The organism is Pelagibius sp. (assembly GCF_028289705.1).
GTDB lineage: Bacteria > Pseudomonadota > Alphaproteobacteria > Kiloniellales > Kiloniellaceae > Pelagibius.
This window is the reverse complement of record NZ_JANQOI010000020.1, coordinates 1-13,425: the sequence shown is the minus strand read 5'-3', so window position 1 is coordinate 13,425 and position 13,425 is coordinate 1. Positions and strand designations below refer to the sequence as shown.

The following is a 13,425-nucleotide window of genomic DNA, read 5'->3' as shown; positions in this document are numbered from 1 at the left end:
TCTAAACATGATCCGCTCTAGAGTTTCAGGCAGATCGACATCAACGGGCAGCGGGCCGCTGCCGCGGGAGGCCGCCGTGAGCCAGGACAGACCCTTGGAAGTGCTGAGCGAAGATCAGGTCCGGCAGTATCGGGAGCGGGGCTATCTGGTGCTGGAGCGTCGCATTCCGGAGGCGGCGCTGGAGGGGCTGCGCGCCGAGATCGGGCGCTTCATCGAAGAGGCCCGGTCCCTCACCGCCTCCGACGACCGCATCGATCTGGAGGACAGCCATCGCCCGGACCGGCCAAGAGTGCGGCGCATCAAGTCGCCCTTCCAGAACTCCGGCGTCTTCGAGGCACTGGCCCGCTCCGAGGCGATCCTGGCGCCGGTGCGCGACCTGCTGGGCGCCGACCTGCGCCTCCACGGCTCCAAACTGAACATGAAAGCCGCCGGATACGGCGCGGCGGTGGAGTGGCACCAGGACTGGGCCTTCTATCCCCACACCAACGACGACGTGCTGGCGGTCGGCGTGATGCTGGACGACATGGCGCCCGAGAACGGACCCTTGATGGTCATGCCGGGCACCCACCTGGGGCCGGTCTTCGACCACCATGCCGGGGGCGTCTTCGCCGGGGCGGTGGACTTGGCGGCCGCCAACCTCGACCCGGAGGACACGGTGATGCTCACCGGGCCGGCGGGCTCCATTTCCCTGCATCACGTACGCACCATGCACGGCTCCGCCGTCAACCGCTCGGAGCGCGACCGGCGCCTCCTGCTCTACGAGATCGCGGCGGCCGATGCCTTTCCCATCGTCGGCACCTCCTCCTTCTACGGCGGTTTGGAGGAGTTCAATTCCCGGATGCTCTGCGGGGAGGCCACCCTGGAGCCGCGCGTCAGGGCCGCACCGGTGCGCATCCCGCAGCCGGAGCCGGATACCACGGGATCGATCTACGAGATCCAGAAGGCCCTCAAGGCCCGCACCTTCGGTGTGGCGGCGGAGACCTAAAGGGGCTCGGGAACGCGGGCCACGGCGGTCGCGCCCTCTTCGAGCATGCGCGCAATCTCCGACGCCGAATAGCCGGCCTCGGCCAGGATCTCGCGGCTGTGTTCGCCGAGCAGGGGCGCCGGGCGGGTGACGGCGGCCGGCGTCGCCGAGAACTTCACCGGCGGCCCCAGCGCCTTGGTCGGTCCCGCCGTGGCGTGTTCGGTCTCGACGATCATCCCGCGTGCCAGGGTCTGGGGATCTCGCTGCATCTCGTTGACGCTGAGCACCGGACCGGCGGGAAAGCCGCCGGCTTCCAGCGCCGCCAGCCAATCGGCCGTGGTTCGCTGGCGGAAGATGGCGTTGAGAATCTCTTCCAGGGCCTCGCGGTTGATCATGCGGCCGGGATTGTCCTGAAAGCGGACGTCCTCCATCAGCTCCGGCGCCTCGATCAGCCGGGTCAGGCGCTCCCAGTTTGCCTGGTTCGCGGCGCCGATGTTGATCCAGCCGTCGGCGGTCTGAAAGGCCTGATAGGGCGCGTTCAAGGGGTGGGCGGAGCCCAGGGGCTGCGGCGTCTCCCCGGTCGCCAGCGCAATGGCCGACTGCCAGAAGGTCTGGGTGATGCCGGCCTCGAACAGCGAGGTGTCGATCATCTGCCCTTCGCCGGTCTTAAGCTTGTGGGCATAGGCCGCGGCGATGCCCATGGCCGCCAGGATGCCGGCGGTGATGTCGCTGACCGGCGGGCCGACCTTCACCGGCGGGCGCCCCGGCCCCTCCCCCGTCACCGACATGAGGCCGGACATGCCCTGGGCGATGAGGTCGAAGCCGCCGCGCTCCGCATAGGGTCCGGTGCGGCCGAAGCCCGAGAGGGCGCAGTAGATCAGCCCGGGATTGATCTCGCGGAGCGTGTCGTAGCCGAGACCGAGCTTCTCCATGGTGCCCTTGCGATAGTTCTCGATGAGCACGTCGGCGTCCCGCAAAAGGCGGGTGAGCGCGTCCCTGCCGCCGGGGTGCTTCAGGTTCAGCACCAGGCCGCGCTTGTTGCGGTTCATCATCAGGAAGGCCGCGCTCTCGCCGCCGACGGAGGGCGGGACTGCGCGGCGGGTGTCGTCGCCCGCCGGCTTCTCCACCTTGATGACGTCGGCGCCCATGTCGGCCAGCATCATCCCGGCGCAGGGACCGGCCATGATGTGCGCCAGTTCGATGACCCGGCAGCCGGCGAGCGGGCCGCCCATCCCTAGCGCCCCTGCCAGTTCGGCTTGCGCTTGGCGAGGAACGCCTCCAGCCCCTCGCGGAAGTCGGCGCTGGTGTAGCAGGAGAGGATGAGGTCCGCGTCCTCGACCTCACTCTGGGCGAGGCGACGCAGACCCTCCTTGGTGGCGCGCAGGGTGAGCGGCGCCTGCTCCGCCAGCAGCTCGGCCAGCGCTCTGGCGCGCCTCATCAGGGCCTGGTGATCGTCCAGCACCTCCGACACCAGACCGACGGCCGCCGCTTCCTCGGCGAACACAAGCCGGCTGGTGAAAATGATCTCCCGGGTGCGCCCGGCGCCCAGCAGAGCCGTGAGGCGGGCGAGATTGGCCACCGAAAGGCAGTTGCCCAGGGTGCGCGCGATGGGAAAGCCGAACTTGAGGTCCGCCGTGGCGATGCGCAGGTCGCAGGCCGCGGCGATGGCCGCCCCGCCGCCGGTGCAGGCCCCGGCGATGGCGGCGATGGTGGGCAGCGGACAGGTCTCCACGGCGCCCAGCACCTCGTCCATCTGCGCCTCGTAGTCGAGGGCATGCTGGTCGGTGGTGAAGGAGCGGAACTGGGCGATGTCGGTGCCGGCGGCAAAGGCCCGTTCGCCGGCGCCGGTGAGGACCAGGACCTTGACGCCCAGGCCCTCCGGCTCGCGGCAGATCTCCGCCAGGCGCTGGTACATGGCGAAGGTGAGCGCATTGCGCGCCTCCGGCCGGTTGAAGGTGATCAGTCCGACCGGCCCGTCCTTTTCGAACAACAGGTCCTCGTTCGTCGTCATGCGGATTTCCTAACGATAGAAGTATTCGACCAGGAACATGGGGATGGCCGGCACATAGGTGCAGATGAGGAGCACCGTCAGCAACACCGCCACGAAAAACACGTTCACCTTGGAGACGGCCCAGATATTCGCGCGCGCCACCGCGCAGGAGGTTATGAGGACGCTGGCCACCGGCGGCGTCTGCTGGCCGATGGCGAGGTTGAGGGTCACCACCAGGCCGAAGTGCACCGGATCGATCCCCGCCGCCCCGATCAGCGGGATGACGATGGGCACCACCAGGATGATCGCCGCAGCGGAATGCAGAAAGAACCCGATGATCAGAAAGAAGACGTTGAGGATCAGCAGGATGATGTAGCGGTTGTCGGTGAGCTCCAGGATCCAGGCCGCGAGCTGTTGGGGCATCTGCGCGCGGGTGAGGAAGCCACCCATCAGCACCGAGGCGGCGACCAGCAGCATCACCACGGCGGTCTGCATGCCGCCGTCCAGCATGGCGCGCTTGAGGTGACGCAGGTCGATCTGGCGGTACCAGAAGCCGACCAACAGGGCGGCGATCACCGCCAGCCCCGCCGCCTCCGTCGCCGTCACGAAACCGCCGAAGATGCCGCCCAGGATGATCACCGGCAGGGAGAAGGCCGGCAGCGCCTCCAGGAAGGTGTGGCGCAGGCGCCGCAGGTTGAAAGCCTCCTCCACCGGCAGGTTGTAGCGCCGTGCGAAGAGGTAGGCGACGAACATCAGCCCGAAGGCGCCCATCAGCCCGGGAACCACCCCCGCCACGAAGAGCTGTTCCACCGAGGTGTTGGCCGAGGTGGCATAGAGGATCATGGGGATCGAGGGCGGGATGATGATCGCCAGAGAGGCGGAGGAAGAGGTGACCGCCGCCGAGAAGGGCGCGCTGTAGCCGCGCTTTTTCATCTGCGGGATGAGGATCGAGCCGAGCGCCGCCACGTCGGCCACCGCCGAGCCGGAGATCTCGGCAAAGAACAGCGAAACGCCGATGTTCACCATGGCGAGGCCGCCGCGCACGAAGCCGATGAGGGCGGAGACGAAGTTGATCAGCCGGTCGGTGATGCCGCCGGCGTTCATGATCGCCCCGGCCAGCACGAACATGGGGATCGCGATGAGGGAGAACTTGGTGGAGCCGTCGTACATGTCCAGCGCCACGGTCACCAGGCTGTCCGGCCCCTCGCTGACCAAAAGCCCGAGCACGGCGGAGACCGCAAGCGCCACGGCGATGGGCACGTTGAGGCAGATCATCGCCACCAGCGCGATGAAGATGGCGAGCATCAACATAAACTAGCGGCGCTCCGCATTCTTCATCTCCTGCTCCACCTCTTCCTCGATCTCGGCGTGCTCCAGCGATTTTCCGGCGGTGGTCATGCGCCAGTAGTCCGGCAGCGACAGCAGCTCGCAGAGAATGAAGAGCGCCGCGCCGATGGGAATGACCGACTGGGTGAACTGCACCGGGACCCAGGTGAGGGAGACCAGGCTGTCGCCTTCCAGAACCTCCAGCACCAGCATGCCGGCCCAGGCCATGAGCAGGAAAAAGCCGATGACGATGACCTCGGCGACGATGACGCCGAGCTTACGCAGCGGCAGCGAGAGGGAAAGCAGCACCGAATCGAAGCCGATGTGGCGCCGCTTCAGGGCGGCCAGGGCCGCGCCGTAGTAGGTGATCCAGGAAAGCTGGATGGCGGCGACCTCGTCGTACCAACTGAAGGAGTTGCCGGCCAGGCGATAGAGCACCGCGGTGACCACGACCACCGTCAGCATGACCATCAGCACGATGGTCACCCACTCCAGCAGCCATTCCAGCCTGCGGCTCGTTGCGGCAAGCATGGGGTCAGCCCCGCCCCTGCCGGGCGCTGAAACGTCGACTAATCAAGGATCACTCCGCTTGCGCCCGGTGTCGCGGCGACTGGAACAAGGGGCCGGGCTGGTTTTCCTTTCCAGCCCGGCACCCACTTGCCTTCAGACTACGATCCTTCGGCGAGCCGCAGAACCGTGTCGATCAGGTCCTGGCCGCCGTCGACGCTGGCGGCGAACTCGTCGTAGATCGGCTTGGAGGCGGCGACAAAGGCCGCCTTGTCGGCGGTGTTCACCTGGATGCCGCCGTCCTGCAGCTTCTGCAGCAGGTCCTTCTCCAGGCGCGCCGCCTCTTCATAGACGAAGTCCTGGGTCTCGCTGCCGCACTGGACCAAAGCGTCCTGCACGTTCTGCGGCAGCTTGGCGAAGTGCTTGTCGGAGACCAGCACATAGGCCGGCGTGTAGACGTGGCCGGTGATGGAGAGGTACTTCTGCACTTCCTGGAACTTGGCCGACCAGATCTGCGCGTAGGGATTCTCCTGCCCGTCGATCACCTTGGTCTGCAGCGCCGTGAAGACCTCGGAGAAGGCCATGGGGGTGGGGTTCGCGCCGTAGAGCTTGAACATCTTCACCCGCCAGGCGCCCTTGGGCGTGCGCAGCTTGATGCCGGCCAGATCCTCCGGCGTGTTGATCGGCCGGGTGTTGTTGGTGATGTTGCGGAAGCCGTTCTCGAACAGGCCGATGATGCGGTAGCCCTTGGCCATGGCGGCCTTCTGGAAGGTGCTGTCCATCAGCTCTGCCTGGACCCGGCGCATGTGCGCGCGGTCCTGGATGATGTAGGGCATCTCGAAAACGCCGAACTCGTCGGCCACCGATGACATCACCGACGACGGCAGGGAGAAGTGAACCTGGCCGAGCTTCAGCTTCTGCAGCAGCTCCTTGTCCTTGCCGAGCTGCGAGGAGCCGAAGGTCTGCACCTCGGCGGCATCGCCCAGAGCACCGTTGGCGCAGGCGGCGAAGGCATTGACCGAGGTCTCGAAGAGCGAGCCCGGCTTGCCCACGTGGCCGAACTTCAGGACCATCTTTTCCGCGAGAGCGGGGCTCGCGAGCAGGGAGACCAGTGCGGCCCCCGTCAGGATCTTGGCTATCTTCATGGTTTTCCTCCCTGTTGGGTTCGTTGTTTTTGATAAGTTACTCGGCCGCGGAGGCCGAAGCCTGGTCGCGTCCGGCCAGATAGTCCAACGCGGCCAGGACGCCGCCGCGCCGGTGCGGTACGCCGGCAAGCTCCAACCCCATCTCCACGCCGGAGAGGGTGCCCGCCAGCATCAGGTCGTTGAAGTCGCCCAGATGGCCGATGCGGAAGACCTTGTCGGCGACCTTCGACAGGCCGTTGCCGAGCGACATGTTGAAGTGCTCCAGGGTGGTCTTGCGAAAGCCATCGGCGCTGTGGCCTTCGGGCATCAGCACGGCGGTCAGCGAGCCGGAGTAGTGCCGCGGCTCCAGACAGAGCACCTCCAGGCCCCAGGCGCGCACCGCCCGGCGCGCGGCCTCGCCGTGGCGCTGGTGCCGCGCGAAGACGTTCTCCAGGCCTTCCTCATGCAGCATGTCGATGGCCTCGACCAGACCGTAGAGCAGGTTGGTGGCAGGCGTGTAGGGGAAGTAGCCCTTGGCGTTGGGCTCCGCCATCTCGTCCCAGGACCAATAGGCGCGCGGCAGGCTTGCGGTCTTCGAGGCCGCCAGCGCCCTGTCGCTGATAGCGTTGAAGGAGAGGCCCGGCGGCAGCATCAGGCCCTTCTGGGAGCCGGCCACGGTGACATCGACGCCCCAGTCGTCGTGGCGATAGTCGAGGGAGGCCAGCGAGGAAATGGTGTCCACCATCAGCAGCGCCGGATGGCCGGCGGCGTCGATGGCCCGGCGGATTTCGGGGACCTGGGTCACTGAGCCGGTGGAGGTCTCGTTGTGGACCACGCAGACCGCCTTGATCGCCTGAGCCGAATCGGCACGCAGGCGCTCCTCGATGGCCGCGGGATCAGCACCGTGGCGCCAGTCGCCGGCGATGAACTCCGGCTGCAGGCCAAGGCGTTCGGCGAGGCGCTTCCACAGGGTGGCGAAGTGGCCCGTCTCGTACATCAATACCCGGTCGCCGGGGGAGAGCGTGTTGGCCAGCGCGGCCTCCCAGGCGCCGGTGCCGGAGGCCGGGTAGATCACCACCGACCCCTCGGTCCTGAAGATCGACTTCATGCCCTGCAGCGCCTTTTCGCCGACTGCGGCGAAGGCCGGTCCCCGGTGATCCATGGTGGGAAAGTCCATGGCGCGCAACACCCGGTCGGGCACGTTGGTGGGCCCCGGAATCTGCAGGAAATGGCGGCCGGGCGACGACGCCGGACGTCCAGACATAGGGCTTACCTCCTTGCCACCAAGACTTCGCGCTCTGTTTCTTTGACGGGACACCGCCCTTCACAGGCAGGCTTGCATGAATTCCGCTTCTGCGGGTATGAATTATGAATATTGAATACAAAATACATGATTGAGGCGGATGTCAATGGCCTCGGGGCTTAGTGAGCGGCGCTCTGAAGGATTGCGCGCGGAGTTGGTGCAGCGCCTGAGCGGCGCCGTCGAAGGCGAGGTCTATGGCGACGCCTTCTCCCGCGGGCGCTATGCCACCGACGCCTCCATCTATCAGGTCATGCCACGGGCGGTGGTGGTCCCGAAGACCTTCGCCGATGTCGAGGCGACCCTGTCGCTGTCCCGTGACATGGGCGTCCCGGTACTGCCGCGCGGCGGCGGCACCTCCCAATGCGGGCAGACCGTCAACGCCGCGGTGGTGATCGACTTCTCGAAGCACCTGAACCGCATCCTCTCCGTCGATGCCGAGGCCGGCACGGCGGAGGTCGAACCGGGACTGGTGCTCGACCACCTGAACGCCGCGCTGAAGCGCCACGGCCTCTGGTACCCGGTGGACGTCTCCACCGCTTCGCGCGCCACCCTGGGCGGCATGGCGGCCAACAACTCCTGCGGCTCGCGCTCCATCCGTTACGGCACCATGCGAGACAACGTGCTGGCCATCGACGCCCTGATGGCCGACGGGACCAAGATGGCCTTCGAGCCGCTGCCGCGCGACCTGCGCGGCCTCAACAGCCCGAGCCCCCGTCACGACCTGTTCCGCGAGTTGCTGGACCTCGGGGCCCGCGAGGCCGGAGAGATCAAGGCCCGCTTCCCGGACCTGATGCGCCGGGTCGGCGGCTACAACATCGACGCCCTGGTGCCCAACGGCCCCAGCAACAACCTCGCCCATCTGCTGGTCGGCTCCGAGGGGACCCTGGCCATCAGCGAGAAGATCAGGCTACAGCTCTCGCCGCTGCCGCGGAACAAGGTGCTCGGGGTCTGCCACTTCCCCAGCTTCTACGAGGCTATGGACGCGGCCCAGCATCTGGTCACCCTGGACCCGACGGCGGTGGAACTGATGGACCGCACCATGATCGAACTGGGCCGGGAGATCCCCCTCTTCCGCCCCATCGTCGATGCCTGCGTGCGCGGCGATCCGGAGGCGCTGCTGCTGGTGGAGTTCGCCGAGGAGGATCAGGCGGAGAACCTGCGCCGCCTGAGGGCCCTGGGCGAGATGATGGCGGAACTCGGCTTCCGCTGGGACGATCCGGGCAAGAAGCCCGGCGGCGTTGTCGAAGCCGTCGACCCGGCCTTCCAGAAACAGATCTTCGGCGTGCGCAGCCAGGGCCTCAACATCATGATGTCCATGAAGGACGAGGGAAAGCCGGTCTCCTTCGTCGAGGACTGCGCGGTGCGCCTGGAAGACCTCGCCGATTACACCCAACGGCTCACCGAGATCTTCCGCAAGCACGACACCATGGGCACCTGGTACGCCCATGCCTCGGTCGGCACCCTGCATGTCCGCCCGGTGCTGAACCTGCGCCTCGACAGCGACGTGAAGGCGATGCGGGCCATCGCCGAGGAAGCCTTCGAGATGGTGCGGGACTACCGCGGCTCCCACTCCGGCGAGCATGGCGACGGCATCGTGCGCTCGGAATTTCACCGGCCGATGTTCGGCGACCGCATGGTCGAGACCTTCGAGTGGGTCAAGTACCGCCTGGACCCCGAAGGCGTGCTGAACCCCGGGCGAATCGTGCGCCCACCCAAGATGGACGACCGCAGCCTCTTCCGCTACCAGCCCGACTACAAAGTTCCGGAGCGGCGGAGCGTGTTCGATTGGGCCGGCTATCCCGGCGCCGGGCACGGTTTCCAGGGCGCGGTGGAGATGTGCAACAACAACGGCGCCTGCCGCAAGATCGGCGAGGGCGTCATGTGCCCCTCCTACCGCGTCACCCGCAACGAGCGCGACCTGGTGCGCGGCCGCGCCAATACTCTACGTTTGGCGATCTCCGGCCAACTCGGCCCGGAGGCCTTCACCTCCGAGGCCATGATGGAGACCATGAAGCTCTGCGTCTCCTGCAAGGGCTGCCGGCGGGAATGCCCGACCGGTGTCGACATGGCCAAGATGAAGATCGAGGTGCTGGCGGCGCGGGCCGAGAAGCATGGGGTCTCGCTGCGCGACAAGCTGGTCGCACACCTGCCGCGCTATGCGCCCTGGGCTGCACGCCTTCCCTGGCTGATGAACCTGCGCGACCGCCTGCCGGGGGCGGCGACGCTCTCAGAGAAGCTCCTGGGCCTCAGCGCCGAGCGCAGTCTGCCGAAGTGGCATCGCCGGCCCTATCGCCCGACGGAGGCAGGCGATGAAGCGGCGGAGGTGCTGCTCTTCGCCGACACCTTCAACCGCTACTTCGAACCGGAAAATCTCCAGGCTGCGGAGGCCGTTCTGCGGCGCGCCGGCGTGAAGCTCGGCCACGCGCTGCCGCAGAGCGGCGGGCGGGCGCTCTGTTGCGGCCGCACCTACCTCGCCGCCGGTCTCGTCGAAGACGCCAAGGCGGAGATGCGGCGGACCATCGCGGCCATCGGGCCGGTGCTGGAACGCGGCGGCTTCGTGGTGGGGCTGGAGCCCTCCTGCCTGCTCACCTTCCGCGATGAGGCCCCGGCCCTCCTCGGCGAGGACTGGTCCGCAGAGCTCGGCCAAAGGGTGTTGCTGTTCGAGGAGTTCATCGCCGCGAAGATGGACGAAGGGTCTTTCGACCTGCCCCTGGCGGCGCTGCCTCAGAAGACGGCGCTGCTGCACGGCCATTGCCATCAGAAGGCCTTCGACCTGGTCTCGCCGGTGCAACGCCTGCTCGCAAGGATTCCGAACCTGGAGGTCGGCTTGATCGAGTCCTCCTGCTGCGGTATGGCCGGGGCCTTCGGCTATCAGGCGGAGACCCAGGAAATCTCGCGGGCCATGGGCGAACTCAGCCTGCTGCCGGCGGTGCGCGCCGCCGGCAGAGATACGCTCGTGGTGGCGGACGGCACCTCCTGCCGCCACCAGATCGCCGACGGGGCCGGCCGCGCGGCAATGCATGTCGCGGTGGTGCTGGAGGCGGCGAGCCGGGCGACGGCAAACGGACAAGGGAACACCGGATGAGCCTGGACCTGACGGAAACCATCAGCCGCCGGCCGCTGCACCACGAACTGGTGGACCGGCTGCGCGATATGATCATCGAGGGCACCCTGGAGCCGGGCCAGAAGGTGCCGGAGAAGATGCTCTGCGAGCGCTTCGGGGTCTCCCGCACGCCGCTGCGCGAGGCGGTGAAGATCCTCGCCGCCGAGGGTTTCGTGCGCCTGACGCCGCACCGTGGCGCCTCCGTCGTCAAGCTGACCCTCAAGGATTTCGAGGAGGCGCTGCCCATCATGGGGGCCCTGGATGCCGTGGCCGGCGAGCTGGCCTGCAGGAACGCGACGGAGGAAGAGATCGCCGAACTCGCCGATCTCACCGACCGCATGGCCGAACGCTTCGAGGCGCAGGACCTCGCCGGTTATTACAAACTGAACGCGCGCATCCACGAACTGATCATGGCCATGGCGCGCAATCCGACCCTGACTGAAACCACGCGGGTGCTGTCGGAGCGCATGCGTCGCGCCCGCTACGAACTGGCCATGGCGCCGGCCCGCTGGGCCCAGGCCGTCGAGGAACACCAGGACATGGTGCAGGCGCTGAAGCGGCGCGACGGCGTGCGCCTGGGCCGCATCATGCGGGCCCACGTCACCCACAAACTGCAAGACCTCCAGGCCCACCTCTTCGCCGACGAGCGGTAGGTCAAGCGGTCAGAGAAGACCCGCGTTCCAAACACCCTTCGAGGCTCCGCTTCGCTTCCCCGGTCGTCACCCTCGGGCTTGTCCCGAGGGTCCATGGAAGAACCGAGATTCGAACCTCGATGGATTGCCGGAACAAGTCCGGCAATGACGATCCGGGAGGCCAAAAGGCATTGTCTCTCTAACCCGCCGCATCCGCGTAGAGCTTGCCGGTGGGGGTTTGCAGGAAGGCTTCGAAGGGGATCTCCTCCTGCTTGATGAAGCCGCGCAGGGGCAGCTTGCCCTCGCTCACCATCTCGATCACCGCGCAGGCCGAGGCCGAGGTGGTCCAGGAGATCGCGGTCCAGGGCGTGCCGGAAATCTCGATGGGATAGTAGGCGCGCACGAACTCCTTGCGGTTCAGGCGCCCGGCCGACCAGCCCTCGGCGGAGACGTGGACATAGACCACGTCGTCGTCCACCGGCGGCTTGGCGTTGGTGAGGATCTGGCCCGCCAGCTCCCGCCGTTCGCGCATCAGAAGCTCGTGGAAGAAGAAGTTCATCAGGTCGACATGACCGGGATAGCGCATGGACTTGTAGTCCAGGTTCTCGATGCGGCCCTCGAAGGTCTCGCACATGGTGCCCAGGCCGCCCGAGGTGGTGAAGGCTTCCAGCTTCACGCCGCCGACGTAGAGGGTCTCGATCCACTCCATGGGGGAGACCCACTTGCGCTGCCCCTCCTCGATCACCTCGCAGTCGTTGAGGTATTCGTTCACCACCCCTTCCGGCGACCAGTTGAAGGCATAGCCGAGATGGCCCGTGGGATGCTGCGGCAAGGCGCCGACGCGCATCTTCACACCGCGCACTTCGGCGAACTGGCCGGCCAAATGGGCCGCCACGATGCCGACGAAGCCCGGCGCCAGGCCGCACTGCGGTGCCATCACGCCCTGAGCCGATTCCGCCAATTCGCGGATATGCTGGGTCGTCGGCACGTCCTCCGTCAGGTCGAAGTAGTGCTGGCCCACCTGATGCGCCGCCGTGGCGATTCCCTTGTTGAGGGCGTAGGGCAGACAGGAAATGACGGCGTCATAGGGCTCCAGCAGCGCCGGCAGGTCCTCGGTCTTGCCCAGATCGGCGATCTTCATCTCGAAAGGCGGCGTCCGGACCACCTGGCGGGTCTCGATCCCGGTCACCTGAAAACCGGCGTTGGTCAACATGCGTCCGGTGAGCGACCCGACCTTGCCGAGCCCCAGCACGGCGATCTTCTCGATGGACATGAACAGAGTCCTCTCTCGGCATGACGGAACGACTCCGCAAACGAGTCGTCCCGGACCCTAGCCGGAGAGAGACGGAAAGAGAATGCCGCAGTCTAGAAAGCGGCCCAGAGCCTCCCGGTCACTTGCTCTCGGGGTAGAACTGCATGAAGCCCTTGTCGTTGACCGGAGAGACCGGCCATTGCCGGCCGCGGGTGGCGGAGAGCGAGCGGTTGGGGCCGGGCACGAAGGTCCGTTCCGGCTCGCCGACCAGCTCGTCATCCCGGATCCAGCCCTCGTCGGAACCGTAGAGTTCGGCACGCAGCCGCTGGGTGAGTTCGGTGCGCACGTTGTCAAGAGTGGGGTCGGCGGCGCGGTCGTGCAGCTCCCGCGGGTCCTCCTGAAGATCGAAGAGCTGCAGGCGGTTGCCGCAGGGATACCAGATCAGCTTGTAGCGGTCGTCGCGCAGCATGCGTGAGGCGTGAGGCCCCTCGCCGAACTCGCCGTAGAGCGTCTGCCGACGCCATTCACCAACCATGGAAAGCCCCTCCACGCTGTCGGGGATCGGAACGCCGCAGAGGTCGAGCAGCGTCGGCATGACATCGCGCAGACAGACCAGGCGGTCGTCCTCCCGGCGCACCCCGACCCGCTCGTCCCCCGGCAGGCCCATCATGATCATGGGAATGCGGCTGGCGTTCTCGTAAAGCACCTGCTTGGCCCACATGCCGTGGTTGCCCAGCATGTCGCCGTGGTCCGCGGTGAAGATCACCACCGTTTCGTCCAGCACCCCTTCGTCGCGCAGGGTGCCGATCAGCGAAGCGATCTGGTGATCGATGTGGGTGCAGAGGGCATAGAAGGCGCGGCGGGCGGCGATGGTCTGCTGCCGGTTGAGAGCGTCGCCGCGGGCCTGGGTCGCCTGGGCATTGTACGGCAGGGCGCCGCGCTCCTCCGCCCAGGCCCCCACATAGGGCAGGTCGATCTCGATGTCGCGGTAGAGGTCGACGTAGCTCTGCAGGGGCACCAGCGGCGGGTGCGGATGACGGTAGCCGCAGTACCAGAGGCTCGGCCGTTTCGGATCGCGCCGCTTGATGGCCCGGGCGGTCATGCGGGTCGCCCAGTTGGTGGCAGGGGTCTCCTCCGGCAGGTGCCAGGGGCGCCAGGCGTAGTTGTTGTTGCTCATGCCGTGGTCGAACTGGCGGCCGAGGAAACCGGCATCGCCCAGATAGA

General features: G+C 67.0%; 11 protein-coding genes. 3 read left to right on the top strand and 8 right to left on the bottom strand.

What is annotated here, in order from left to right:
* The first annotated feature begins 76 nt into the window (after positions 1-76).
* Entirely contained in the window at positions 77-985 is a 909-nt protein-coding gene (locus Q0996_RS02505; RefSeq protein ID WP_299615649.1) for a phytanoyl-CoA dioxygenase family protein, read from the top strand.
* Here Q0996_RS02505 and Q0996_RS02500 read toward each other — a convergent pair.
* The 6 genes from Q0996_RS02500 to Q0996_RS02475 form a co-directional block, all read right to left on the bottom strand.
* A complete protein-coding gene (locus Q0996_RS02500; RefSeq protein ID WP_299615647.1) occupies positions 982-2,196 on the bottom strand; it encodes a CaiB/BaiF CoA-transferase family protein in 1,215 nt (404 codons plus the stop codon). The two genes, Q0996_RS02505 and Q0996_RS02500, sit on opposite strands and share 4 nt — an antisense overlap.
* 2 nt (positions 2,197-2,198) lie before the next feature.
* Positions 2,199-2,975, bottom strand: a complete 777-nt coding sequence (locus Q0996_RS02495) for an enoyl-CoA hydratase (RefSeq protein ID WP_299615645.1) — start codon at positions 2,973-2,975, stop codon at positions 2,199-2,201.
* A gap of 9 nt (positions 2,976-2,984) precedes the next feature.
* Positions 2,985-4,265, bottom strand: a complete 1,281-nt coding sequence (locus Q0996_RS02490) for a TRAP transporter large permease (protein WP_299615643.1) — start codon at positions 4,263-4,265, stop codon at positions 2,985-2,987.
* 3 nt (positions 4,266-4,268) lie between these two features.
* Positions 4,269-4,811, bottom strand: a complete 543-nt coding sequence (locus Q0996_RS02485) for a TRAP transporter small permease (protein ID WP_299615641.1) — start codon at positions 4,809-4,811, stop codon at positions 4,269-4,271.
* 137 nt (positions 4,812-4,948) lie between these two features.
* A complete protein-coding gene (locus Q0996_RS02480) occupies positions 4,949-5,932 on the bottom strand; it encodes a TRAP transporter substrate-binding protein (RefSeq protein ID WP_299615639.1) in 984 nt (327 codons plus the stop codon).
* A gap of 37 nt (positions 5,933-5,969) precedes the next feature.
* On the bottom strand, positions 5,970-7,175 hold the full coding sequence (locus tag Q0996_RS02475) for an alanine--glyoxylate aminotransferase family protein (protein WP_299615637.1): 1,206 nt from the start codon (positions 7,173-7,175) through the stop codon (positions 5,970-5,972).
* Positions 7,176-7,320: 145 nt separating this feature from the next.
* Between Q0996_RS02475 and Q0996_RS02470 the strand changes: the two genes are divergently transcribed.
* Both Q0996_RS02470 and Q0996_RS02465 read left to right on the top strand, forming a co-directional pair.
* Positions 7,321-10,299 carry an FAD-linked oxidase C-terminal domain-containing protein gene (locus Q0996_RS02470; RefSeq protein ID WP_322096626.1) on the top strand — a complete coding sequence of 993 codons (2,979 nt, stop codon included), beginning with the start codon at positions 7,321-7,323 and terminating at the stop codon, positions 10,297-10,299.
* Entirely contained in the window at positions 10,296-10,970 is a 675-nt protein-coding gene (locus Q0996_RS02465; RefSeq protein ID WP_299615633.1) for a GntR family transcriptional regulator, read from the top strand. The genes Q0996_RS02470 and Q0996_RS02465 overlap by 4 nt, the downstream gene beginning before the upstream one ends.
* A gap of 178 nt (positions 10,971-11,148) precedes the next feature.
* On the opposite strand, the gene Q0996_RS02460 is transcribed toward Q0996_RS02465, so the two are convergent.
* Together Q0996_RS02460 and Q0996_RS02455 are read right to left on the bottom strand one after the other, a co-directional pair.
* Positions 11,149-12,222, bottom strand: a complete 1,074-nt coding sequence (locus Q0996_RS02460; RefSeq protein ID WP_299615631.1) for a saccharopine dehydrogenase C-terminal domain-containing protein — start codon at positions 12,220-12,222, stop codon at positions 11,149-11,151.
* Positions 12,223-12,340: 118 nt separating this feature from the next.
* The coding region (locus Q0996_RS02455) for a sulfatase/phosphatase domain-containing protein (protein WP_299615629.1) at positions 12,341-13,425 on the bottom strand (1,085 nt) is incomplete at its 5' end.